Genomic DNA, 23,330 nt, shown 5'->3' with positions numbered 1-23,330 from the left:
GCCAGGCGGGCCCAGTACCGGTACGGTTGGGAGTGAGCGCAACGAACTGTATTGTTTGCCGACCATGACAGTTGTCGTTGGCGTCTGTCAGCCGATAGCGCGTGGCTATACGGATGGCGGTATCCGGAGAGGCAAGCGGCGTATTTTTCGCAGGGGCCAATCACGCTATTGCCGCTTCTGGCGCAGCAGCTTTTGCGTGGCCACTGCACGTTCGCGATTTAGCTCCGCTCTCAGTTCTCCCCGTTTCAAATCAAAGATCACGAAGCATTTGAGCAAGTAGTTATAGAACACCAGGTCGATGTAGAAGTCCTTGCTGTCCGTGCTCAGGCGTTGTTGGCGCGCCACGAAGGCAAAGCCTTTGCCCAGTTCCAGAAAGAAGTCCTGCAATTGATCGATCAGCGCTTGTTCCAGGTCGCTCTCCAGCAGAATGCCGCCGTTCGGCAAGCCAAGAAATTCAAGTAGCACCGGATCCCGGACAAACTCTCTCGGGTTGGTTTCGTGAGTGTCGATATGGGCAGTTGCTTCGTCCTGCACGGCATCACGGTCGCGACTGGCCAAAAGGCGCTCGTAATACAGAGTACCTATCTGCCGTTCCAGGGAGCGCGTTGTCCAGTTCTGGTTGGCGGTTTCATGCATGTACCAATGGCGGGCAATTTCGCTTTCTACGCGCAGCAGGGTGCGGTAGTGGGTCCAACTCAATTCGGTACGCACTGCGTTCCAAATTGGAAAGTACTGATAAAAGCCTCGCATGTGGCGCAGATTGCGCTCATCGAATCCCCTGCCGAACTCACGAGTCAGCGTTTTGGCCAGGGCTGGCAGTAATCGCTTTCCGTAGGCGGCCCTTATCGCTCCTGCCTGTTCAAACTCGACGATATGTCGGCCAATTTGCCAGCAGGTTTGTACCTGAATCGTGTCCACGGCCCGCAGAGCCCGCTGTCGGGCCTGGCGAATCAGTTCACCAAGATTGTCGAGCAAGGGCGCAAGCTGTGTGTCGTGGTCGATGGAAGCAATGGTTTTGCTCATGAGATGTCCTCTTCGTTGGGAGTGGGTGAAGAGGGTGGCAGCAATCGAGCTGTCTGGCGGTTGCTATGAAAAGGCCATGCTTTCCTTGTTCTGTAGGGAGTTTCTATTTCGGTTGACGTGTGTTTTCAGTGCGCGACCGTCCGCCCTAGTGTTTCCGCGACCAGTTTTCTTTTCCTTAGCCGCTTGAGCGTAATCGGCTAAAGCCTTTCCTGATGCTGGCTATGAATTAATGCGAAATACCCTACCTCGGTTTCGGCGAGCTCTTTAGGGGGGGACTTGCAGGAGGAGGAGACGTTAGCTGTGTGCCGAGATTTTTCAGGCAACAAAAAACCCGCACTAGGCGGGTTTCTTGTGGGCTTTCAGATGATGTTGACACCACCTGAAACTAATTAGTGGTGCCCAGAGACGGAATCGAACCGCCGACACGGGGATTTTCAATCCCCTGCTCTACCGACTGAGCTATCTGGGCAACGGGGCGCATTAAACTGGTTTTTCGAGGGGTCGTCAAGCGCGATTTCAAAAAATATTTAATTATTACCGTCGCTTACGACCCAAAGCTGTTCCAGCCCTGATTATTCGGCCGGCGGAACGTAGCCTTCGGCCTGGGCGTACTCCTCGCCGGAAAAGAACTTGTCCATCTCGCCCTGGATGTATTTGCGGTCTTCGCCGTTCATCATGTTCAGGCGTTTTTCGTTGATCAGCAGGGTCTGGTGCTTCAACCAGTCGCCCCAGGCTTTCTGCGAAATATGTTCGAAAATATCCTGGCCCTTGGCGCCCGGGTACGGAGGGCGCTCAAGGCCGGGCAGTTCTTCGTGGTACTTGCGGCACATTACGGTGCGGGTCATGACGACTCTCCTGCATTCAAAACGTCGGCTGCCCGTTTGAGCAGCTTTTTCACCGGGGCGGCAAGGCCCAGGCGCGGCGGGGTGGCGAGGTTATACCAGAGCCAGTCGGCCTCGGCCACGTGATGGGCGCGCTCCTCGACCTGCACCAGCCACGGCTCGATGGCCAACTGGAAGTGGCTGAAGGTGTGGGTCAGGTTCGGCAACGCCTGTTGCGCGCCCAGTTCCAGCGAGTGCTGCGCCGCCAGGTGCTGCAGGTCGTCGAGGTCGTCCAGCTCCGGCAAGCTCCACAAACCGCCCCAGAGGCCGCTGGAAGGGCGCCGGTAAAGCAGAATGGCGCCCTCGCGGTTGGCGAGCATTGGCATCAGCGTGCGCTTCTGCGGCACGCTCTTGCGCGGCTTGGGAATCGGGTAGCGGGTCTCCAGGCCGAGCATGTGGGCTTCACAGCCGACTTTCAGCGGGCAGAGCAGGCAGCTGGGCTTGCTGCGGGTGCACAAGGTCGCGCCCAGGTCCATCATCGCCTGGGTGTAGTGGTTCACCCGGGTGTCGGGGGTAAAGCGCTCGGCGTTGGCCCAGAGCTGCTTGGCCACCTTGGGTTCGCCCGGGTAACCCTCCTGGGCGGTGTAGCGCGCCAGCACGCGCTTGACGTTGCCGTCGAGGATCGCCGCGCGCAGGCCCATGCTGATGCTGGCGATGGCGCCGGCGGTGGACAGGCCGATGCCCGGCAGCTCGGTGAGTTTCTCGACGTCGCGGGGAAACTCCCCGCCATGCTCGGCAACCACGATCTTCGCGGTCTTCTGCAGGTTGCGCGCCCGGGTGTAGTAGCCCAGGCCCGTCCACAGGTGCAGCACTTCATCTTCCGGCGCGGCGGCCAGGGCCTCGACCGTCGGCAGCGAGGCCATGAAGCGGTCGAAGTAGTTCAGCACGGTGCTGACCTGGGTCTGCTGCAACATGATCTCCGACACCCACACCCGATAGGGCGTGATGCCCTGTTGCCAGGGCAGGTCGTGGCGGCCGTGACGGTCATACCAGTCCAGCACGGCGCTGGAAAACTGCTCGGCTCTCATCGCTTGAACAGCCCCTTGAGTGCGTCCTTGAGTTCGGGACTGACCTTGTCGCCGAGCTTTTCTTCAACTTTCTCGCTCAGTTTGTTGCCGGCCAGCCGCGCGGCGACCTGGCCGAGGCCGTCCTTGTCGATGCGGCAGGCCTTGGCACCCAGCTCCAGCGGGCCACGGCAACGCAGCGGCCATTCGATCCCGGCGAAACGTTCGCTGACCTGGCAGGCCGGGTCCGGCATATCGCTCTTGTCGCCTTCGACGATGATGCCGATGCGGTAGTCCATGCCCAGCACGCGCAAGTCGATATCGCCGTTGCCATTGACGCTCAGGCCCGGGATGTTGACTTTCAGGTCCGGGTTGCTGGCCACGCCGTTGTGCAGGTTCAGGCTGCCCTTGAGGTCCTGGAACGGTGTGTCCTTGCCCCGCGGTTCGCCGCTCAGGGTCTTGCGGTTGAGGGTGGCGATGCCGGTGCACAGTTGCTGTTCGAGGTTGGCGTTGAGCAGCAGGCCGTCGTTGAGGACAAAGCTGGCGGTGCCGTTGAGGCTGTCGATCAGGGCTTTCTGGCTGTTGCCGCTGGCAGTGAAGTCGCTGTTGAGGGTCAGGGCGCCCTTGACCGGCGGTTTCTGCCCCTGGGCTTGCAGGATACGTTCGACCGGCACCCGGTTCAGCCGAGTTTGCAGGCTCAGGCGCGGCACGTCAGGGCGCACGTCGAGGCTGCCCTTGGCGCTGAAGCTGCCGCTGTAGAGCTCGCCGCGCAGGTCGCCGAGGGTCAGCACGCCACCCAGGCCAGTGGCCTTGAGGGCGGCGTTGCCGATCGGCAGCTTCTTCAGGGTCAGTTGGTCGAAACTCAGGTCGGCGTCCACATCAGCGCTGCGCAGGCGTTCGATGGGCAGCAACTTGTCGCTGCTCCAGGCGCCCTTGGTCGGGGATTCCGGCAATGGCGAGCTACTGGCGATGGCGTTGGCTTCGCTGTTCAGTACATCGGCCTGGCGGACCTTCGAGGCGCTGTTGGCGTCGGCCGATTTCGGCGGCAGGTAGCGATCGGCGTCGAATTTGTCGCCCTTGAGCTGTACGCGCAGGGATTGCTTGGCGAAATCCTCGATGGCGATGCGACCGGTGAAGTTGCTGTCATCGAGTTTCAGGTTGAGGCCATCCAGCACCAGGCTGGTGGGCGTGCCGGTGAGGTGGGTGACCAGCTCGACCTTGCTCAGGCTGCCGTCGGCGACGGTCGGCAGGGGCTGGCCGATACTGTCGAGAAACTTCATCAGGTCCAGTTGGGCAATCGACAGCGTGCCGTTGAGTTGCGGGGTCTTGTTCAGGTCGTTGGCCTTCAGCTCGCCGAGGGCGCGCAGTTGGTTGGCCGACAATTTCAGGCTGGTCCATTCGGCGACGTTCGCCTGCATATCCACCAGCAATTGGCCCTGGGCCGAGAACGTCAGCGGCTTGCCTTGCAGCGGATCGCCCGTCAGTTCGCCGCCGAGGCGCATGTCTTCGAACTGGTAGCGCTTGAGCACGCGGTCGAAACGCAGGTTGCCGCTGAGTTCGGTACGGGCCCGCAGGACCGGTTGGTTGGTACCGAAGAAGGCGGTCAACTTGACCGGGATTTCCTTGCCGTCATGCACCGCGCCGGTGCTCAGCTGGATGCTTTCCGAGGTGATCTGGCGGCCGGTCTTTTCATCGTTGAATTCGATCCGGGCGTTGTTCACGGTCAGGCTGTCGATATCCAGGCGGATCGGCTGCGAGGGTTTTTCTTCCGCCTCGGCGCCGGCCGGTTCGGCGACCTTGTCGGCCTGCGCGGTGATGCTGGCGCCGGGGGCCGGGCGGCCGATGTCCTGCCAGTTGCCGTGGCCGTCCTTGTCGCGATTGAGCCGCAGGTTCAGGCCTTCGACGCGGACATCGCTCATCTGCACTTCACGACGCAGCAGCGGCAGGACGCGCACCGACAGGCCGAGCATCTGCAGGTCGGCAAACGGCTGGGTCGGGGTGACCAGGGTCGCCACGCTGGCATCGTGCAGCTCCAGGCCCAGCCAGGGGAAAAGGCTCCAACCGATGTCGCCATTGAGGGTCAGCTCAATGTGGGCCTTGTCGCGGGCAATCTGGCGAATCTCGTTTTTATAGTCGTTGGGATTGAACAGGTGGGTCAGGGCAAAGCCTGCCGCCACGATGATCAGCAACAACCCGAGAAGCCCCAGACCCAGGATTTTGCCGAACGCTTTCATGGGCGAGTCCTTGTAGTCAGTGGAATTTGAAATTCAGCCCGCGAGTATAGCGTCACGGGGCTGGCGACAGGGCAGGGATGATCCCTAGAGCGGATCCAGGGGAATCCGCAGCTTGGCCGCCAGCGCCTGGGCTTCGAGATGCCCGGCGGGGGCCAGGAGCCGCAGTTCCGCGCCGGCCAGCCTGGCCATCCGTGCGGCTTCCGCCACCAGTCGTTCGGCTACCCCACGGCGCCTGGTGATTTTTCTGACGCAAAGTTGGGATAAAAGCCAGAGATCCGCCCGCCGTTCCAGGCGCGCCGCGCCGAGCAGGCGGTCATTGAAGCGCCCGGCGATCAGGCTGCCGTCGGCCAGGGCGGTCTCGATCAGTTGCTGGCCGTCGGCTTGCGGTGCGAAAAGCCAGGCGGGGGCGTCCAGATAGATCTTCTGCAGGTCCTGCTGGTCCTGGTAGGTGGCTTCGGTGAGGGACTCGACAACGATGGGCATAGATTCCTCGAACGTCCGGGGTTGGCGTTTCGTAGGAGCAGGCTTGCTCGCGATAGCGATCTTTCGGGCGCCATCTGCATTCGCGGCTGATGGCCGCCTGCGGCGGATCGCGAGCAAGCTTGCTCCTACAGGAAAGCAGAGCAGTTGCATTACATAAAGAGCGTATCAGTCTGGTTGTGCTGTCATGCGTAAATGGTAACCTCTCGCACTTCGTCAGTCTTTCTGCGACCTATTGTCGCGTAACAAACATCACTCGATAACACGGCCATGCCTGCGTGCACCAAGGTCGGGAGTGATGTGTGGCCGGCGATTCATCATTTCAATTGGGGGAAACACTTCAAATGAGCACCAGCATTACGGCGGACATTCAAGCCGCCGAGCCTGCGTTCCTGTCAAAAGAGCGCATTATCGCCAAGCCCGGTTTCAACCGCTGGCTGGTTCCACCGGCCGCCCTGGCCATCCACCTGTGCATCGGCATGGCCTACGGCTTCTCGGTGTTCTGGTTGCCACTGTCCAAGGCCTTGGGCATCACCGCACCGGTCGCTTGCGCGCCGGACATGAGCTTTATCTCACAAGTGTTCTCGTCACAGTGTGATTGGCCGATTTCCATGCTCGGCTGGATCTACACCCTGTTCTTCATTTTCCTCGGCTGCTCGGCCGCGATCTGGGGCGGCTGGCTGGAACGTGCCGGTCCGCGCAAGGCCGGTGTGGTGTCCGCACTGTGCTGGTGTGGTGGCTTGCTGATTTCCGCGTTGGGGGTCTATACCCACCAGATCTGGCTGATGTGGATCGGTTCCGGGGTGATCGGCGGTATCGGTCTGGGGCTGGGCTATATCTCGCCGGTCTCGACCCTGATCAAGTGGTTCCCGGACAAGCGCGGCATGGCCACCGGCATGGCAATCATGGGCTTCGGCGGCGGCGCGATGGTCGGTGCACCGCTGGCGGCGGCCTTGATGGGCCACTTCGCTTCGCCTACCAGTGTCGGCGTGTGGCAGAGCTTCGCGGTGATGGCGGCGATCTACTTCGTCTTCATGATCGGCGGCGCACTGTCGTACCGCGTGCCGCCTACCGGCTGGAAGCCCGAGGGCTGGACCGCACCGGTGAAGAAGAGCAGCAACGCGATGATCACCCACCGTCACGTGCATGTGAGCGTGGCCTGGAAGACCCCGCAGTTCCGTCTGGTGTGGCTGGTGCTGTGCCTGAACGTATCCGCCGGTATCGGCATCCTCGGCATGGCTTCGCCATTGTTGCAGGAAGTCTTCGCCGGCAAACTGCTCGGCAACGGCCTGACCTTCGGCCAGCTGGACGCCGCGCAACTGGGCCAGATCGCCGCCATCGCCGCCGGCTTCACCGGTTTGCTCAGCCTGTTCAACATCGGCGGCCGGTTCTTCTGGGCGTCGTTCTCGGACTATATCGGCCGCAAGGCGACCTACTTCGTGTTCTTCGCCCTGGGTTTCGCGCTCTATGCGTCGGTGCCGAGCCTTGGTCATCTGGGCAGCGTTGCGCTGTTCGTGGCGGCGTTCTGCGTGATCCTGTCGATGTACGGCGGTGGTTTCGCCACGGTGCCGGCTTACCTGGCGGACCTGTTCGGCACCCAGATGGTCGGTGCGATCCACGGTCGCCTGCTGACCGCCTGGGCGGCAGCCGGGGTGCTGGGGCCGGTGCTGGTGAACTACCTGCGTGAGTATCAGTTGAGCATCGGCGTCGAGCGCGCCGCGGCCTACGACATCACCTTGTACATCCTCGCCGGCCTGCTGGTGCTGGGGTTCATCTGCAACCTGCTGGTGCGTCCGGTGGCCGACAAGTACTTCATGACCGACGCGCAGCTCGCCGCCGAGCAGGCGCTGGGTCATGACAAGGGCGCCGACAGCACTACCGTGCTGGAGTGGAAAGCCGCTGCGGGCAGCAAGCCGATGGCGGTTGCCGCCTGGCTGGTGGTGGGCATTCCGTTGGCGTGGGGCGTGTGGGTCACCCTGCAGAAGACGGCGGTGCTGTTCCACTAAGTTGTACATCGTGATCATTCCCGCGTAGCGCGTGGGAGTGATCACACCCTCCTTTCGTAGTTGTCCTGACAGGTATATCCCCGACACGCCTGGATTCAGCCCGTCCGGGAGTTCACCTTGCGTGTTTCTGTTTGCCGCCCGCGCCCCTATAATGGTTGCCTTTTTCGCCCAATGATTTTGCGGAGCTGGTGATGGCCGAACGTAAGGCGTCCGTCGAGCGCGACACTCTGGAAACCCAGATCAAAGCCTCGATCAACCTGGATGGCACCGGAAAGGCCCGATTTGATATCGGTGTGCCTTTTCTTGAACACATGCTCGACCAGATCGCCCGTCACGGGCTGATCGACCTGGATATCGAGTGCAAGGGCGACCTTCATATCGACGACCACCACACCGTGGAAGACGTCGGTATCACCCTGGGCCAGGCCTTTGCCAAAGCCATCGGCGACAAAAAAGGCATCCGTCGCTACGGTCACGCCTATGTGCCGCTGGACGAAGCGCTGTCGCGAGTGGTCATCGACTTCTCCGGCCGTCCCGGCCTGCAGATGCACGTGCCCTACACCCGCGCCACCGTGGGCGGCTTCGACGTCGATCTGTTCCAGGAATTCTTCCAGGGCTTCGTCAACCACGCCCTGGTCAGCCTGCACATCGACAACCTGCGTGGCACCAACACCCACCACCAGATCGAAACCGTGTTCAAGGCCTTCGGTCGCGCCCTGCGCATGGCCGTCGAACTCGACGACCGCATGGCCGGGCAAATGCCTTCGACCAAGGGCGTCCTGTAATGCAGACGGTCGCGGTTATCGATTACGGCATGGGTAACCTGCACTCGGTGGCCAAGGCCCTCGAGCATGTGGGTGCCGGCAAGGTGCTGATCACCAGCGATGCGGCTGTGATTCGCGAAGCCGACCGGGTGGTTTTCCCCGGCGTCGGCGCGATTCGCGACTGCATGGCCGAGATCCGTCGCCTGGGTTTCGACGCCCTGGTGCGTGAAGTCAGCCAGGATCGTCCGTTCCTTGGCATCTGTGTCGGCATGCAGGCCTTGCTCGACCATAGCGAAGAGAACGCCGGCGTCGATTGCATCGGCCTGTTTCCTGGCCAGGTGAAGCTGTTCGCCAAGGACCAGCACGAGGACGGCGAGCATCTGAAAGTGCCGCATATGGGCTGGAACGAGGTGACGCAGGTAGTGGATCACCCCCTGTGGCACAACATCCCGGACCTGGCGCGCTTCTACTTCGTGCACAGCTACTACATCGCCGCTGGTAACCCGCGGCAGGTGGTGGGCCGCGGGCACTACGGCGTCGACTTCGCTGCGGCGCTGGCCGAGGGCTCGCGTTTCGCCGTGCAGTTCCACCCGGAGAAAAGCCATACCCATGGCCTGCAATTGCTGCAGAACTTCGCCGCCTGGGATGGGCGCTGGTAAATGGCCGCGAAGAAGACCAAGCCGCCTATCCTGACCCTCACTCCGGAACAGGAGAACGAGGCCAATCAGAAGATCAAGCGCTTCATGGAAGAGCGCTTCGAACTGGACCTGGGTTCGTTCGAAGCGGCTGAAATCCTCGACCTGTTTACCCGTGAAATTGCTCCGCACTATTACAACAGGGCGATTTTCGATGTGCAGACGCACCTTAAAGAAAGGTTCGAAAGCATCGAAAGCGACCTGTGGGCACTCGAGAAAAACTGATTTCCGAGTAAAGCTGAAAAAACGACTCTAAGGTTTGCCAGATGCTGATTATCCCCGCTATCGATCTCAAAGACGGTGCCTGCGTTCGTCTGCGCCAGGGCCGCATGGAAGATTCCACGGTGTTCTCCGATGACCCGGTGAGCATGGCTGCCAAGTGGGTGGAGGGCGGCTGCCGCCGTCTGCATCTGGTCGACCTGAACGGCGCGTTCGAAGGCCAGCCGGTCAATGGCGAGGTGGTCACCGCCATCGCCAAGCGTTACCCGAACCTGCCGATCCAGATCGGCGGCGGTATCCGTTCCCTGGAAACCATCGAGCACTACGTCAAGGCCGGCGTGAGCTACGTGATCATCGGCACCAAGGCGGTGAAAGACCCTGCGTTCGTTGCCGAAGCCTGCCGCGCGTTCCCGGGCAAGGTCATCGTCGGCCTGGATGCCAAGGACGGTTTTGTCGCCACCGACGGCTGGGCTGAAATCAGCACCGTGCAGGTCATCGACCTGGCCAAACAGTTCGAAGCCGACGGCGTCTCCGCCATCGTCTACACCGATATCGCCAAAGACGGCATGATGCAGGGCTGCAACGTGCCCTTCACCGCAGCCCTGGCTGCGGCCACGAAAATTCCGGTGATCGCTTCCGGCGGTATCCACAACCTGGGCGATATCAAGAGCCTGCTGGACGCCAAGGCACCGGGCATCATCGGCGCGATTACCGGCCGGGCGATCTACGAAGGCACCCTCGACGTCGCCGAGGCGCAAGCCTTCTGCGATTCGTACAAAGGCTGAGGACTCACCATGGCGCTGGCCAAACGCATCATCCCTTGCCTGGACGTCGACAACGGTCGCGTGGTCAAGGGCGTCAAGTTCGAGAACATCCGTGATGCCGGTGACCCGGTGGAAATCGCCCGGCGTTACGACGAGCAGGGCGCGGATGAGATCACCTTTCTCGACATCACCGCCAGCGTCGACGGCCGTGACACCACGCTGCATACCGTCGAGCGCATGGCCAGCCAGGTGTTTATCCCGCTGACGGTCGGCGGCGGCGTGCGCACCGTGCAGGACATCCGCAACCTGCTCAATGCCGGGGCCGACAAGGTCTCGATCAACACAGCGGCGGTGTTCAACCCCGAGTTCGTCGGCGAAGCGGCGCAGCATTTCGGCTCGCAGTGCATTGTCGTCGCCATCGATGCGAAGAAGGTCTCGTTGCCGGGCGAAACCCCGCGCTGGGAAATCTTCACCCACGGTGGGCGCAAGCCCACCGGGCTCGATGCGGTGGAGTGGGCTTCGAGGATGGAAGGCCTCGGTGCCGGTGAGATCCTGCTGACCAGCATGGACCAGGACGGCATGAAAAGCGGTTTCGACCTCGGCGTGACCCGGGCCATCAGCGATGCCCTGGGTATCCCGGTGATCGCTTCGGGCGGTGTCGGCAACCTGCAGCACTTGGCCGACGGGATTCTGGAAGGCCACGCCAGTGCGGTGCTGGCGGCGAGCATCTTCCACTTCGGCGAGTACACGGTGCCGGAAGCCAAGGCCTATATGGCCGCGCGCGGTATCGTGGTGCGCTGAGGGCAACAGTCCACTGGACAGTATGGCGGGCTCAAGTCACTCTTGAGCCCGCCACGGATTCCGGTTGCCTACTATGTCTAAACGCTTTTTCCTCGCGCTGTTTTGCCTGATCGGACTGTTGTCGGGCACGGTGGCTGCGGCGGACGCTACCGATGACGGCATTGTCCTGCTGACGGAGAACTTCCCGCCCTACAACATGGCGAAAAATGGCAAGAACTTCGCCAAGGACGAGAATATCGAAGGCATTGCCGCCGATATCGTGCGGGAAACCTTCAAGCGCGCCGGTATTTCCTACAGCCTGACCCTGCGTTTCCCCTGGGAACGTATCTACAAGCTCGCCCTGGAAAACCCCGGCTACGGGGTGTTTGTCATGGCCAGGCTGCCGGAGCGCGAGAGACTGTTCAAATGGGTCGGGCCGATCGGTCCTGACGATTGGGTGCTGCTGGGCAAGACGGACAGCCCGATTGCCTTGTCGGGCCTGGAGCAGGCCCATCGCTACCGGATCGGCGCCTACAAGGGCGACGCTATCGCCCAATACCTGGCGCAGCACGGATTCAACCCGGTGCTGGCCCTGCGCGACCAGGATAATGCGCGCAAGCTGGTCGACGGTCAGATCGACCTGTGGGCCTCGGGCGATCCCGCCGGACGCTATCTGGCGCGGCAGGAGGGCATTGCCGGGCTCAAGACGGTCTTGCGCTTCAACAGTGCGTCCCTTTACCTGGCCCTCAACAAAGAGGTGCCCGATACCGTCGTTGCCAAGCTGCAGTCGGCACTCGATCAGCTACGCCGTGAAGGTGTGGTGGATCAGGCCTTCGGGCGTTACCTGTAAGGGTGTCGTCCACTCAGTGATAGACGCCCTGCTTGCCGTGAGCCTCGGTCGCCTGGTTGCCGCGTAGGGCGATCATCGATTTGATATCGATCCAGTCGATGCCCTGCTCCTTGAGTTTAGGCAGTTCGCGTTCGAGGACCGCCAGGGTCTGCGGGTAGGGGTGGCCGATCACCACCGCCGAGCCGTGCTTGCGCGCCAGCCTGATCGCTTCTTCCAGTTGTGCGGTGATGGCCGGTTCGGTGCGTTCGTTGTCGAGGAAGACATCCCGCGACACGCTGGGCAGGCCGATCTTCTGCGCTTGGGCCGCGGCGACGGTCTTGGCGCTGGTGCGGCTGTCGACGAAGAACTTGTTGCGCCGCTGCAATTCGCCCATCAGCCAGGCCATGGCCACCGGTTCGGCGGTCATGCGGCTGCCTTCATGGTTGTTGATCCCGCTGGTAAAGGGCACGGCCTTGAAGGCGGCGGCCAGGCGCGTTTGCAATTCATCGAGGGACAGGTCGGGATGCCAGGCGAAAGGCCCGGTGGCCGGGTCCATGGGCATGTGCAGCATGACGATCTTGCCGGCGGCATGGGCCTCGCGGGCGAATTCGGCGGCGTGCAGGGTGTCGGGCATGATCGATGGAGTGACCGGCCCGGGCAGGGCCAGCACCCGACGATCCCGGGGCAGGTTCTGCCCCAGGTCATCGATAATCAGGGTGAGGTAGGCCTTGGTCGGTGCCGGCGGCTCGACCGGCGCCGCCTGGGCAACGCCGATCAAACAGCCGATAAGGAGCAGCAGCCAGCGGCGCATCTCAGTTGCCGCGTGTCACGCTCAGGCCTTTGAGCAGGCTCAGGGCCTGACCCAGTTGGTAGTCGTCGTCCTGCAGGCGTGGCTTGGCCTTGGGCGCCTTGACGCTTGGCTTGTCCGCGCCGCCGTTGCCGTTGCCCAGGTGACCCTGGAGATCGGCTTCCTTGAAGGTGTCGTCGTCCTGGGCACCGGTGACCTTGGCCTGGCGGACTTCAACATCGGGGATGATGCCCTGGGCCTGGATCGAGCGACCGTTAGGCGTGAAGTACAACGCGGTGGTGATCTTCAGCGCGCGGTCATTGCTCAGCGGCAGCACGGTTTGTACCGAGCCCTTGCCGAAGCTGGTGGTACCCATCAACACGGCGCGTTTCTGGTCTTGCAGGGCACCGGCAACGATTTCCGAAGCCGAGGCGCTGCCGCCGTTGATCAGCACCACCATCGGCACCGCTTCGCTTTCGTCGTGGCCGGTGGCCGAGAAGCGCAGTTCGGAGTTGGCGATGCGACCTTTGGTGTAGACGATCAGGCCCTTGGTGATGAAGTGGTCGACCACTTCCACCGCCGCCTGCAACACGCCGCCCGGGTTGTTGCGCAGGTCGAGGACGATGCCGTTGAGCTTCTTGCCGTTTTCCTTGTGCAGGGCCGCGAGGGCCTTGGAGACCTCTTCGCCGGTCTTGACCTGGAACTGGGTGATGCGGATATAGCCGTAGCCGTTTTCCAGCAACTGGCTGCGCACGCTCTTGGTGCGGATGATCGCCCGGGTCAGGGTCACGTCGAACGGCGCGCCGCCGCCGCGCACCAGGGTCAGGGTGATCTTCTGGCCGACCTTGCCGCGCATCTTGTCGACGGCTTCGGTCATGGTCTGGCCGCGGGTCGGCTGGCCGTTGATCTTGACGATCAGGTCGCCGGCCTGCACGCCGGCCTTGGACGCCGGGGTGTCGTCGATCGGCGAGACCACCTTGACGAAGTTGTCTTCCATGCCGACTTCGATGCCCAGGCCGCCGAATTCGCCGCTGGTGTCTTCCTGCAGCTGGGCGAAGTCGTCCGGCCCGAGGTAGGCGGAATGCGGGTCAAGGTTGCTGAGCATGCCCTTGATGGCATTCTCCAGCAGGGTCTTGTCGTCCACCGGTTCGACATAGGCGGCCTTGATCCGGTCCATGACCTCGGCAAAGGTGCGCAGCTCGTCGAGCGGCAGCGGGGCCTTGGCGGTGACGGCCGGAGCAGCGGCAGCCGGCGCGGGCTGGGCAGGTTGCGCAGCGAACGCGTGGGGCGCACCGATCACCAGGGCGATCGTCAGGGCCAGCGAGGTGAGGCGGGACAAATGCAACATGTCGAACGAACTCCTGATTAAGATGCGGGCCTATCCTTGGGCGCGGCACCATTGGGCCGGATCACTCGGGTGACCCTGCTGACGTATAGCGAAATACAACGCGGGTGCGTCCTGACCGCCACTGTTGCCTACAGTAGAGATCGACTCACCGGCTTTTACCACATCGCCTGCGGACTTGAGCAGCGTCTGGTTGTGCCCGTAGAGGCTCAGGTAACCGTTGCCGTGGTCCAGAATGACCAGCAAACCGGCGCCCCGCAACCAATCGGCGAACACCACGCGGCCACCGTGCACGGCGTGCACCTGGCTACCGGCGGCGGCGCTGATCATTACCCCGTCCCACTTGGTCCGGGCGTCATCGCCACGGGTTTCACCAAAGCGCGCAAGCAATCGACCATCAACTGGCCATGGAAGTTTGCCGCGCGCTGAAGCAAAAGGGCCGCCGAAGGATTCTCCCGCGCTCGATACCAGGGCTCCAGGCGTGGTTTTACGCGGTGGCCGTGGGCTGTCGTCATTGGCGACCGCAGCCTCACGCTGGCGCTTTTTTTCGGCTTCCTGCTGGGCGAGCAGCGCTTTCTGACGCGCTTCTTCCGCCTCGCGGGCCTGGCGAGCCAGGGTTTCTTCGATGGTCTTGAGGACTTTCGACAGGTCGGCCTGGTCCTGTTCGCGAGCGGCGAGCTTCTGGTCGCGGGCTTTCACGTCGTCACTGAGCTTGGCCAGGGCCGCCTGGCGTTCCTTGCGGACCTTGTCCAGTTCGTCGCGCTGGCTGTCCAGGCTGCTTTTCTGCACCAGCAACTGGGCTTGCTGCAGATTGATGTCGTTTTCGACATTGGCCAGTTGGCGCAGGGTTTCGTTGAAGTTCTTCAACTGCTCCATGCGCGCCTGGCTCAGGTAATCGTAATAGGTCAGGGTACGGGCGAATTTTTCCGGGTTTTGCTGGTTGAGCAACAGCTTGAGGTATTCCTGGCGGCCACCCTGGTAGGCGGCGCGGGCCTGGATGGCGATCAGTCGCTGCTGTTCAATGCGCGCGCTCTGGAGTTTTTTTTTCTCTGCGTCGAGCCGCTGCAGTTCGCTTTCGCTCTTTTTCAGCTCTTTCTGCAGGGCATCGACCTGCTTCTCCAGCTTGCCCATTTCGGTTTCGGTGCCGCGCAGTTCTTTCTGCACCCCGGATTTTTCTTCCTGCAGCTTGCCCAGGAGCTTTTTCAGCTCAGCGATATCCTGACGCGTGGCGTCCAACTGCTGCTGGGTTTGTGCGCGCTCGTCGGCAAAGGCCGGTTGGAGCAGGCAGATCAGGGCTAGGGCGATAAGGGCGCGAAGCATGGGGCGGGCGACACCTGGGAACGAGACGCCCTAGTATGCCCGCCGCGGGCTGCAAAAAAAACGCCCAAAAGCGGTTGCTTTCAGGCGTTTCCGATAAAGAGGTAGGCCGCAGGCCTGCAGCCTACCTGATTTGTGGCGTTTAGAGGTCAGTCAGGATCGACGTACCGGTCATCTCTTTCGGCTGTTCCAGGCCCAGAAGCTTGAGCATCGTCGGTGCGACATCTGCCAACACGCCGCCTTCACGGACCTTCAGCGGACGCTTGCCGACATAGATGAAGGGTACCGGCTCGGTGGTGTGGGCGGTGTGGGCCTGGCCGGTGGATTCGTCTTCCATTTGTTCGACGTTGCCGTGGTCGGCGGTGATCAGCGCTTCGCCGCCGACCTTGTCCAGGGCCTCGACGATACGTCCTACACACAAATCCAGACATTCCACTGCTTTAACGGCCGCATCGAACACGCCGCTGTGGCCGACCATGTCGCCGTTGGCGTAGTTGACCACGATCACGTCGTAACGCTGGTGTTCGATGGCATCGACGATGCGGTCGGTGACTTCCGGCGCGCTCATTTCCGGTTGCAGGTCGTAGGTGGCGACTTTCGGCGACGGGATCAGGATACGTTCCTCACCCGGGAAAGGTTCTTCGCGCCCGCCGGAAAAGAAAAAGGTGACGTGGGCGTACTTCTCGGTTTCGGCGATCCGCAACTGGGTCTTGCCGTTTTTCGCCAGGTAGTCGCCCAGCACGTTTTCCAGGCTGCCCGGGGCGAAGGCCGACGGCGTGTGAATGCTGGCGGCGTATTGGGTCAGCATGATGAAGCCGGAGGTTTTCGGCTGGCGGGCGCGCTCGAAGTCCTTGAAGTCGTCTTCGACGAACACCCGGGTCAGTTCACGGGCACGGTCGGCGCGGAAGTTCATGAATACCACCGCATCGCCGTCTTCGACGGTGACTTTCTCGCCAATGCGGGTGGCCTTGACGAATTCGTCGCTCTCGCCGCGCTCATAGGCGGCTTGCAGGCCTTCCTGGGCATTGGCGGCGTGGAACTCGGCCTGGCCGTCGACAATCAGGTTGTAGGCCTGGGCCACACGGTCCCAGCGGTTGTCGCGGTCCATGGCGAAATAGCGCCCGATCAGGCTGGCGATACGGCCCTTGCCCAGGGTACGGAAGGTTTCGTCGAGCAACTCGATGGATGACTGGGCGCTTTTCGGCGGGGTGTCGCGGCCATCGAGGAAGGCGTGCAGGTAGATTTTCTCGGCGCCGCGCTTGAACGCCAGCTCGGCCATGGCCACCAGGTGGTCCTGATGGCTGTGCACGCCACCTTCGGACAGCAGGCCGAGGATGTGCACCGCCTTGCCCGCGCCCACGGCCTTGTCCACCGCCGCGCAGATGGTCGGGTTCTCGAAGAACTCGCCGTCGCGGATCGACTTGGTCACGCGGGTGAAGTCCTGGTACACCACCCGGCCGGCGCCGAGGTTCATGTGGCCGACTTCGGAGTTGCCCATCTGCCCGTCCGGCAGGCCGACATCCATGCCGGAGCCGGAGATCAGGCCGTTGGGCTGGGTCGCGACCAGGCGGTCGAGCACCGGTTTTTTCGCCGAATAGACGGCGTTGTAGTCATGGCTCTCACTGTGACCGAAGCCATCCAGGATGATCAGGACCAAAGGTTTAGGCGTGGTAGTCATGGACGGCACTCGCGGCTGGATTGAAAGGTCATGGAAAAAAGAGTCGCAGTTTAAAGCCAAGTTCAAATGCAGTCACCGCCGGGCGGGGTTTGGCCGACCTTGACGGCTGTGTATACTGGCCCACATTTTAACGCCCTGGAACCTCCTGATGGTCGATCACCTGATTGCATTTGCCACTAGCCACTACCTGTTAGCCGGCGCCTTCGTGCTCCTGCTGGCCTTGCTGATTGCCCATGAAATGAGCCGCGGTGGCGCCAGCCTCAGTACTGGCCAGTTGACCGCACTGGTCAACCAGGACCAGGGCGTGGTCATCGACCTGCGCCCGAGCAAGGACTTTGCCGCCGGTCATATCGTCGGCGCGCTGAACATTCCCCAGGACAAACTGATGGCTCGCATCGGTGAACTGGAGAAGCACAAGGCCAAGACCCTGATTCTGGTCGACGCCCAGGGCCAGCACTCCGGGACTCACGCCCGCGAGCTGCTCAAGTCCGGTTTCACTGCCGCCAAGCTGTCCGGTGGTATTTCCAGCTGGAAAGCCGACAATCTGCCGCTGGTGAAGTGATATGAGCCAGGTCGTTGTCTACTCCAGTGATTACTGCCCTTACTGCATGCGCGCCAAGTCGTTGCTCGGCAGCAAGAACGTTGCTTTCGACGAGATCAAGGTCGATGGTAAACCGCAGTTGCGGGCCGAGATGTCCCAGAAGGCCGGGCGCACGTCCGTGCCGCAAATCTGGATCGGCGACCGGCACATCGGTGGTTGCGACGACCTGTTCGCCCTCGAGCGCGCCGGTAAGCTGGACGCGTTGCTGGAAGCTTGATTCCCCCAACCCTTTAAAGACCTGAAGATCAAGAAGGATCTGCTGCGATGACTGACCAACAGAACACTGCTGCCACTGAAGAAGATAGCCAACCGCAATTCTCCTTGCAGCGTATCTACGTGCGCGACCTGTCCTTCGAAGCCCCGAAAAGCCCGGCGATCTTCCGCCAGCAGTGGGAGCCGAGCGTCGGCCTGGACCTCAATACCCGTCAGAAAGCCCTGGAAGGCGACTTCCACGAGGTGGTGCTGACCCTGTCGGTGACCGTGAAGAACGGTGAAGAAGTGGCTTTCATCGCTGAAGTGCAGCAGGCCGGTATCTTCCTGATCAAGAACCTCGATGCGGCTTCCATGAGCCACACCCTGGGCGCATTCTGCCCGAACATCCTGTTCCCGTACGCCCGTGAAACCCTGGACAGCCTGGTCACCCGTGGTTCGTTCCCGGCGTTGATGCTGGCCCCGGTGAACTTCGATGCCCTGTACGCGCAAGAGCTGCAGCGTCTGCAGGAAGACGGCGCGCAAACCGTTCAATAAACGGATTGCCTGCCCACAAAAAAGCGCCTTTTCCGGCGCTTTTTTTGTTCAGGCAAAGCCCAGCTGGCGCCAGCCTTCGTAGACCGCCACCGCCACGGTGTTGGACAGGTTCAGGCTGCGGCAGCCTTCGCGCATCGGCAGGCGCAGGCGTTGTTCGCCGGGCAGGGCGTCGAGCACCTCGGCCGGCAGGCCACGGCTTTCCGGGCCGAAGAGAAACGCATCACCCTCGGCGAAGCGCGCCTCGTGGAACACTCGCGAACCCTTGGTGGTGAAGGCGAACAGGCGCGGGTGGCCGAGGCTTTCCAGGCAACTGGCGAGGTCGGCGTGGGTCTTGAGCGTGGCGTACTCGTGATAGTCGAGGCCGGCGCGGCGCAAGCGCTTGTCGTCCATTTCAAAACCGATGGGCTCGATCAAATGCAGGTGGCAGCCGCTGTTGGCGCATAGCCTGATAATGTTGCCGGTGTTCGGCGGAATTTCTGGTTGAAAAAGGATGACGTGAAACATGCACGGCTCCGAAGATGAAGATGGGCTGCATTCTACCCCCGAAGAGGACCCGCGATCGAAGCTATTGCCGCGGGTGTTGGGATCGCTGGCGATTGTCGGCTTGATGGTCGGGATGATGATCGGTCGCCTGACCGCGCCCGAGCCCCTGGTTTTGCAACAGGTCGAGGTGGTGCCCGAGGGGGTGGTGGTCTGGTTCAGTGCCGAGCCCAAGGTGCATGGCGAGCAGGTCGACGGCACGGTGGCGTTGCTGTTCGACGCCGAGGGCAAGGCGCAGAACGGTCACTTGCAGGTGGCCGGCAAGGACGCCAACTGGCGTGTGCGCTTGAGTGACAAGGGGTTGTTGCTGACGCTGTTGGCGGCGCGTCCGTTGCACGGCGAATGGGCCGGGGCGAAGGTGGACGGACGCTGGAGATTGGCGATCAATCTGCGGGAGGAATAAAAGAGGGAATCTCCGGCCTGCCTGTACCGGAGCTCCCAGAACGGCTATCGGGCTCGTCGCGGTGAGCGGCGTGAGTCCGGGTGTTAAAGAGGGAATTCCTGACCTGCCTGTATCAGGGTTCCCAAAAGCGTTTGGACTCGTCGCGGTGAGCGGTGTGAGTCCCGGTGTAAAGAGGGGGAGTCCCGGCCTGCCTGTACCAGGGTCCCCGAAAACGTCTGGACTCATCGCTGTGTGCGGTATGAGTCCCGGTGTAAAGAAGGGAATTCCTGACCTGCCTGTATCAGGGTTCCCAAAAGCGTTTTGGGACTCGTCGCTGTGAGCGGTGTGAGTCCCGGTGTAAAGAAGGGGAGTCTTGACCTGCCTGTATCAAGGTCCCCGAAAGCATCTGGACTCGTCGCTGTGAGCGGTATGAGTCCTGGTGTAAAGAAGGGAAGTCCCGGCCTGCCTGTACCAGGGTTCCCAAAAGCGTCTTGGGACTCGTCGCTGTGAGCGGTGTGAGCCCCGGTGTAAAGAAGGGGAGTCCCTGACCTGCCTGTATCAGGGTCCCCAAAACTGGGTTGTACTGGGGTTATTGCAGGGCGCGTGCCAGCTTTTGAAAAAACGCCAATGATTGCCCTGATAATTTTCAAAATGTGTCTGAAGGCCCCGGAATACGGGGCCTTTCTGCTCGAGCGTAAAAACGGCGATGGCGCCTGCGCGGCCTGATTCTCTGCTCGATCGCGGTTCAAGGCGCATTGCCGTGGTGCACGCCGCCCCATTTGCAGGGCAATAAAAAACCCTCTACAGCCAGGCTGTAGAGGGTTTGGCTTGAAGCGACGGATCAACCCTCGTCGCTGTCGTCCTCATCGCCGCCATCGACCTTCATGCCCAGTTCCTTGATCTTGCGGGTCAAGGTGTTGCGGCCCCAGCCCAGCAGCACGGCGGCGTCGCGACGGCGGCCGGCGGTGTGCTTGAGGGCGGTCTCGATCATGATCCGTTCGAAACTCGGTACGGCGCTGTCCAGCAGGCTCGATTGGCCGCGTGCCAGCGCCTGGTCGGCCCACTGGCGCAGTGCCTGCTCCCAGTTGGTCACCGGTGCCGAATCCTGCGGCAGGTTCAGCAGCTCCGGCGGCAGGTCGCTGATATGCACCTCGCGCCCGGAAGCCATCACTGTGATCCAGCGGCAGGTATTCTCCAGCTGGCGCACGTTGCCCGGCCATGGCAGGTTCTTCAGGTATTCCTCGGTTTCCGACTTCAGCAGCTTCGGCTCCACCGACAGTTCCTGGGCGGCGCGGGCGAGGAAGTGCTTGGCCAGGGTCGGGATGTCTTCGCGACGGTCCGACATCCGTGGAATATGGATGCGGATCACGTTCAGGCGATGGAACAGGTCCTCACGGAATTTGCCCGCGTGAACCAGGGTTTCCAGGTTCTGGTGGGTCGCGGCGATGATGCGCACGTCGACCTTGACCGGCGTATGCCCGCCGACCCGGTAGAACTCGCCGTCCGCCAGTACCCGCAGCAGACGGGTCTGGGTGTCGGCCGGCATGTCGCCGATTTCGTCGAGGAACAGGGTGCCGCCGTCGGCCTGTTCGAAACGCCCGCGCCGCAGGTTGGCCGCGCCGGTAAAGGCGCCTTTTTCATGGCCGAACAGCTCGGATTCCATCAGGTCCTTGGGAATCGCCGCCATGTTCAAGGCGATGAACGGTTGCGCCGCCCGTGGGCTGTGGCGGTGCAGGGCGTGGGCCACCAGCTCTTTGCCGGTGCCGGACTCGCCATTGATCAATACGGTGATGTTGGAGTGGCTGAGGCGACCGATGGCGCGAAACACTTCCTGCATCGCCGGCGCTTCGCCGATGATTTCCGGGGTCCGGGTCAGGGTCGGCGCCACGGCCATGCCTTGTTGTTCCTGGGCATGCTGGTTGGCGCGCTTGACCAGCGACACCGCTTCATCGACGTCAAACGGCTTGGGCAGGTATTCGAACGCGCCGCCCTGGTAGGAGGCCACCGCGCTGTCGAGGTCGGAATGGGCGGTCATGATGATCACCGGCAGGCGCGGGTGCTGCTCGCGAATCCGCGCGAGCAGGTCCAGGCCACTGGCGCCGGGCATGCGGATGTCGGAGATGATCACATCCGGCTGCTGACGGACCAGGCGGCTCATTACGCCATCGGCACTGTCGAAGCTCTGGGTGGTCATCCCTTCCTGTTGCAGGGCTTTTTCCAGGACCCATCGGATAGAACGGTCGTCATCGACGATCCACACGGTTTCACTACGGCTCATGTCGATGTGGCTCCTTGTTCCAGTGGCAGAAAGATCGAGAATGTGGTGTGGCCGGGGTGGCTCTCACATTCGATCAGGCCCTGGTGCTGGCTGATGATGTTCTGGGTAATGGCCAGGCCGAGCCCGGTACCGTCCGGGCGGCCGCTGACCATGGGATAGAAGATGGTTTCCTGCAGCTCGGCGGGAATCCCCGGGCCGTTGTCGATGATCTCGATCTTGGTCACCAGGCGATGGCGCACGTGGCCGATGGTGAACTGGCGGATCGCCCGGGTGCGCAGGCTGATGCGACCCAGGCGCAGCTCGTTCTGGCTGCTGATGGCCTGCATGGCGTTGCGCACGATATTGAGCACGGCCTGGATCATCTGTTCACGGTCGATCAGTACATCGGGAATACTGGGGTCATAGTCGCGCACCAGATTGATGCAGCCCTGGCTCTCGGCTTCCACCAGGCTGCTGACGTGTTCCAGGACTTCATGGACATTGGTCAGCGCCAGGGACGGCAGCTTGTTCGAGCCGAGCATGCGGTCCACCAGGTTGCGCAGGCGGTCGGCCTCTTCGATGATGACGTTGGTGTAGTCCTTGAGGCTTTCTTCCGGCAGCTCGCGGGCCAGCAACTGCGCGGCGCCGCGAATCCCGCCCAGGGGATTCTTGATTTCGTGGGCCAGGCCGCGCACCAGCATCTTGGTGGTTTCCTGCTTGGACAGCTGGGCCTCTTCCTTGGTGATCCGCAACAGGCGGTCGCGGGGATGGACTTCCAGCAGCAGGAGGGTTTCGCCCTGGCTGAGAATCGGCGTCACGGCGTAGTCGACGGTCAGGGTCTGGCCGGTCAGCGCCGTGAGCATGGCTTCGCGCTTGGTGAACGGGTGCGCCTGTTCCACGGCCTGGCGCAGGGAGTTCAAGGCCTCGACCGACTCGGTGAACAGTTCGCTGATGAACTGGCCATGGCTGCGCTGGCCGCTGATGGCCAGGAGCATTTCCGCCGCCGGGTTCATGTACTCCAGGCGCAATTCGGCGTTGAGCAGGATGGTCGCGGTGGTCAGGTTGTCGAGTAACAGTCTGTGCAGGGCGTCACTGATGGTCATGGGGACCTCTTTTGGAGCATGGCAAACGGGGCCGGTCCCGATTTGCGCGCGCGAACAAGGCGTCGATACAAGGAAAATGCAAAAACCAAACCAAGGCTCCGAAAAGAAGCGCGAATTGCCTGAAATGGGCGTTTCAGGCTCGATTGAGTGGCGTTCTGCCAGAAACGACGGGTACTTTCGAACCAAAATGGGATTTGGTTCGGGTAGGTGTGCAGTTTAGTGCACCAATCTGGTGCCATGCTTGGCGTGGGTCAGAGAAACGGCAAAATGCTGCTGCTTTCTTCCTCGGGCTTGTCTGCCAGCGGGCATTCCGGCCGTTGTCCGTAATCAGCCAGTTGGCAGGGGTTGGCCTGGCGTTTCTGCGCCAGCGAGATACGCACCATATGGAAGGGTTGGTTGGCCGTGCGTTCGGCGATCCGCCCCTGTTCGTCGAGGATCTCCACCGCGAGCTGGTGGCTGCCGCGGTCGATATTGTTCAAGGCGAACACCGGGCTGGGGCCGGGCGCGGCGGTGGGTTTGCCATCCAGCAGCAATTGGTAGGTGTGCCCGGGCATCAGGCCGGGTTCACTGGTGACGCTGACGATCAGGTTGCCTTCGGTGCTACGGATGGTGGCATCGGGGTCCGGCACCAGGATGCGTAGCATCTGGTAATGGACAATCGGCTGGACCTTGGGTTTTTGCGCGGTGGCCGGCGTGGGCAGGGGCGCCGTCGGGGTCAGCGACAGGCGATTGACCGGCGGCAACGGCACCGCCTTGGCACCGGCCCGGTGTTGATCGGTGAAGACCCGGTTGCCCTGGCTGTCGATGTAGGTGTAGATCTCGGCCAGTGCCGAGCCGGCGCAAAGCGTCAGGAGCAGCGGCAGCAGGCGGACGAAAACGCGAATCATAAGTGGC

General features: G+C 62.1%; 23 protein-coding genes, 1 tRNA gene and 1 pseudogene. 11 read left to right on the top strand and 14 right to left on the bottom strand.

The window, feature by feature from the left end; all coding sequences use genetic code 11:
- Nucleotides 1-231 precede the first annotated feature (231 nt).
- From M5C01_RS07420 to M5C01_RS07395, 6 genes and pseudogenes are all read right to left on the bottom strand, one after another.
- Nucleotides 232-1,023, bottom strand: a pseudogene (locus M5C01_RS07420) (PDDEXK nuclease domain-containing protein); the annotation flags it as partial.
- Nucleotides 1,024-1,416: 393 nt separating this feature from the next.
- Nucleotides 1,417-1,492 (bottom strand) — tRNA-Phe (locus tag M5C01_RS07415).
- Between the two features lie 103 nt (nucleotides 1,493-1,595).
- The gene (locus tag M5C01_RS07410) at nucleotides 1,596-1,868 is read right to left on the bottom strand and encodes an oxidative damage protection protein (RefSeq protein WP_100940325.1); all 273 of its coding nucleotides are present in this window, start codon (nucleotides 1,866-1,868) and stop codon (nucleotides 1,596-1,598) included.
- Nucleotides 1,865-2,932 carry an A/G-specific adenine glycosylase gene (gene mutY, locus M5C01_RS07405; protein WP_152737801.1) on the bottom strand — a complete coding sequence of 356 codons (1,068 nt, stop codon included), beginning with the start codon at nucleotides 2,930-2,932 and terminating at the stop codon, nucleotides 1,865-1,867. Before mutY ends, M5C01_RS07410 begins: the two co-directional genes overlap by 4 nt.
- Nucleotides 2,929-5,142 (bottom strand): AsmA family protein, encoded by a 2,214-nt coding sequence (locus M5C01_RS07400; protein WP_152737800.1) that lies wholly within the window; start codon nucleotides 5,140-5,142, stop codon nucleotides 2,929-2,931. The genes mutY and M5C01_RS07400 overlap by 4 nt, the downstream gene beginning before the upstream one ends.
- Nucleotides 5,143-5,226: 84 nt before the next feature.
- Nucleotides 5,227-5,625: an acetyl-CoA sensor PanZ family protein gene (locus M5C01_RS07395; protein WP_152737799.1), complete on the bottom strand. Its 399-nt coding sequence runs from the start codon at nucleotides 5,623-5,625 to the stop codon at nucleotides 5,227-5,229.
- Nucleotides 5,626-5,966: 341 nt separating this feature from the next.
- Here M5C01_RS07395 and M5C01_RS07390 point away from each other — a divergent pair, with 341 nt between their 5' ends.
- The 7 genes from M5C01_RS07390 to M5C01_RS07360 all read left to right on the top strand — a co-directional run bounded on the left by M5C01_RS07390 (nucleotide 5,967) and on the right by M5C01_RS07360 (nucleotide 11,700).
- Entirely contained in the window at nucleotides 5,967-7,628 is a 1,662-nt protein-coding gene (locus M5C01_RS07390; RefSeq protein ID WP_152737798.1) for an OFA family MFS transporter, read from the top strand.
- A gap of 191 nt (nucleotides 7,629-7,819) precedes the next feature.
- Nucleotides 7,820-8,413 carry an imidazoleglycerol-phosphate dehydratase HisB gene (gene hisB, locus M5C01_RS07385; protein ID WP_100940330.1) on the top strand — a complete coding sequence of 198 codons (594 nt, stop codon included), beginning with the start codon at nucleotides 7,820-7,822 and terminating at the stop codon, nucleotides 8,411-8,413.
- Nucleotides 8,413-9,051 (top strand): imidazole glycerol phosphate synthase subunit HisH, encoded by a 639-nt coding sequence (gene hisH, locus M5C01_RS07380; protein ID WP_103496799.1) that lies wholly within the window; start codon nucleotides 8,413-8,415, stop codon nucleotides 9,049-9,051. The genes hisB and hisH overlap by 1 nt, the downstream gene beginning before the upstream one ends.
- Nucleotides 9,052-9,312: a DUF2164 domain-containing protein gene (locus M5C01_RS07375; RefSeq protein WP_100940332.1), complete on the top strand. Its 261-nt coding sequence runs from the start codon at nucleotides 9,052-9,054 to the stop codon at nucleotides 9,310-9,312. It begins immediately after the preceding gene.
- A gap of 41 nt (nucleotides 9,313-9,353) precedes the next feature.
- Complete coding sequence (hisA, locus tag M5C01_RS07370) at nucleotides 9,354-10,091, top strand: 1-(5-phosphoribosyl)-5-[(5-phosphoribosylamino)methylideneamino]imidazole-4-carboxamide isomerase (protein ID WP_008041005.1); 738 nt, start codon at nucleotides 9,354-9,356, stop codon at nucleotides 10,089-10,091.
- Between the two features lie 9 nt (nucleotides 10,092-10,100).
- The gene (gene hisF, locus M5C01_RS07365; RefSeq protein ID WP_100940334.1) at nucleotides 10,101-10,871 is read left to right on the top strand and encodes an imidazole glycerol phosphate synthase subunit HisF; all 771 of its coding nucleotides are present in this window, start codon (nucleotides 10,101-10,103) and stop codon (nucleotides 10,869-10,871) included.
- A 73-nt stretch (nucleotides 10,872-10,944) separates the two neighbouring features.
- Nucleotides 10,945-11,700, top strand: coding sequence for an ABC transporter substrate-binding protein (locus M5C01_RS07360; RefSeq protein WP_103496801.1), 756 nt, complete (start codon nucleotides 10,945-10,947; stop codon nucleotides 11,698-11,700).
- A 13-nt stretch (nucleotides 11,701-11,713) separates the two neighbouring features.
- Here the strand turns inward: M5C01_RS07360 and M5C01_RS07355 are convergent, their stop codons facing one another.
- From M5C01_RS07355 to gpmI, 4 genes are all read right to left on the bottom strand, one after another.
- Nucleotides 11,714-12,490 carry a divergent polysaccharide deacetylase family protein gene (locus M5C01_RS07355; protein WP_103496802.1) on the bottom strand — a complete coding sequence of 259 codons (777 nt, stop codon included), beginning with the start codon at nucleotides 12,488-12,490 and terminating at the stop codon, nucleotides 11,714-11,716.
- Between the two features lies 1 nt (nucleotide 12,491).
- Entirely contained in the window at nucleotides 12,492-13,814 is a 1,323-nt protein-coding gene (locus M5C01_RS07350; protein WP_103496803.1) for a S41 family peptidase, read from the bottom strand.
- A 30-nt stretch (nucleotides 13,815-13,844) separates the two neighbouring features.
- Complete coding sequence (locus M5C01_RS07345; RefSeq protein ID WP_152737797.1) at nucleotides 13,845-15,131, bottom strand: murein hydrolase activator EnvC; 1,287 nt, start codon at nucleotides 15,129-15,131, stop codon at nucleotides 13,845-13,847.
- Nucleotides 15,132-15,270: 139 nt separating this feature from the next.
- Nucleotides 15,271-16,806, bottom strand: coding sequence for a 2,3-bisphosphoglycerate-independent phosphoglycerate mutase (gene gpmI / locus M5C01_RS07340; protein WP_152737796.1), 1,536 nt, complete (start codon nucleotides 16,804-16,806; stop codon nucleotides 15,271-15,273).
- Between the two features lie 148 nt (nucleotides 16,807-16,954).
- Here gpmI and M5C01_RS07335 point away from each other — a divergent pair, with 148 nt between their 5' ends.
- Genes M5C01_RS07335 through secB form a run of 3 tightly spaced genes read left to right on the top strand, consistent with a single transcriptional unit; the run spans nucleotide 16,955 to nucleotide 18,154 of the window.
- On the top strand, nucleotides 16,955-17,368 hold the full coding sequence (locus tag M5C01_RS07335) for a rhodanese-like domain-containing protein (RefSeq protein ID WP_100940340.1): 414 nt from the start codon (nucleotides 16,955-16,957) through the stop codon (nucleotides 17,366-17,368).
- A gap of 1 nt (nucleotide 17,369) precedes the next feature.
- The gene (grxC, locus tag M5C01_RS07330) at nucleotides 17,370-17,624 is read left to right on the top strand and encodes a glutaredoxin 3 (RefSeq protein WP_103496806.1); all 255 of its coding nucleotides are present in this window, start codon (nucleotides 17,370-17,372) and stop codon (nucleotides 17,622-17,624) included.
- Between the two features lie 47 nt (nucleotides 17,625-17,671).
- The gene (gene secB, locus M5C01_RS07325; RefSeq protein WP_103496807.1) at nucleotides 17,672-18,154 is read left to right on the top strand and encodes a protein-export chaperone SecB; all 483 of its coding nucleotides are present in this window, start codon (nucleotides 17,672-17,674) and stop codon (nucleotides 18,152-18,154) included.
- Between the two features lie 48 nt (nucleotides 18,155-18,202).
- Here the strand turns inward: secB and M5C01_RS07320 are convergent, their stop codons facing one another.
- On the bottom strand, nucleotides 18,203-18,658 hold the full coding sequence (locus tag M5C01_RS07320) for a tRNA (cytidine(34)-2'-O)-methyltransferase (RefSeq protein WP_100940343.1): 456 nt from the start codon (nucleotides 18,656-18,658) through the stop codon (nucleotides 18,203-18,205).
- Here M5C01_RS07320 and M5C01_RS07315 point away from each other — a divergent pair.
- Nucleotides 18,657-19,097 (top strand): hypothetical protein, encoded by a 441-nt coding sequence (locus tag M5C01_RS07315; protein ID WP_152737795.1) that lies wholly within the window; start codon nucleotides 18,657-18,659, stop codon nucleotides 19,095-19,097. The genes M5C01_RS07320 and M5C01_RS07315 overlap by 2 nt on opposite strands.
- 820 nt (nucleotides 19,098-19,917) lie before the next feature.
- Here M5C01_RS07315 and ntrC read toward each other — a convergent pair.
- From ntrC to M5C01_RS07300, 3 genes are all read right to left on the bottom strand, one after another.
- The gene (gene ntrC / locus M5C01_RS07310; protein ID WP_100940345.1) at nucleotides 19,918-21,354 is read right to left on the bottom strand and encodes a nitrogen regulation protein NR(I); all 1,437 of its coding nucleotides are present in this window, start codon (nucleotides 21,352-21,354) and stop codon (nucleotides 19,918-19,920) included.
- Nucleotides 21,351-22,436, bottom strand: a complete 1,086-nt coding sequence (gene glnL, locus M5C01_RS07305; protein WP_040063506.1) for a nitrogen regulation protein NR(II) — start codon at nucleotides 22,434-22,436, stop codon at nucleotides 21,351-21,353. The genes ntrC and glnL overlap by 4 nt, the downstream gene beginning before the upstream one ends.
- A gap of 251 nt (nucleotides 22,437-22,687) precedes the next feature.
- Nucleotides 22,688-23,323: a DUF4124 domain-containing protein gene (locus tag M5C01_RS07300; RefSeq protein ID WP_103499147.1), complete on the bottom strand. Its 636-nt coding sequence runs from the start codon at nucleotides 23,321-23,323 to the stop codon at nucleotides 22,688-22,690.
- Between the last annotated feature and the right edge of the window lie 7 nt (nucleotides 23,324-23,330).

Source organism: Pseudomonas sp. MWU12-2319 (assembly GCF_023242525.1).
Taxonomy (GTDB): Bacteria; Pseudomonadota; Gammaproteobacteria; order Pseudomonadales; family Pseudomonadaceae; genus Aquipseudomonas; species Aquipseudomonas gingeri_D.
The sequence above is the reverse complement of the archived record's forward strand: the minus strand, read 5'-3'. Positions and strand labels throughout refer to the sequence as shown.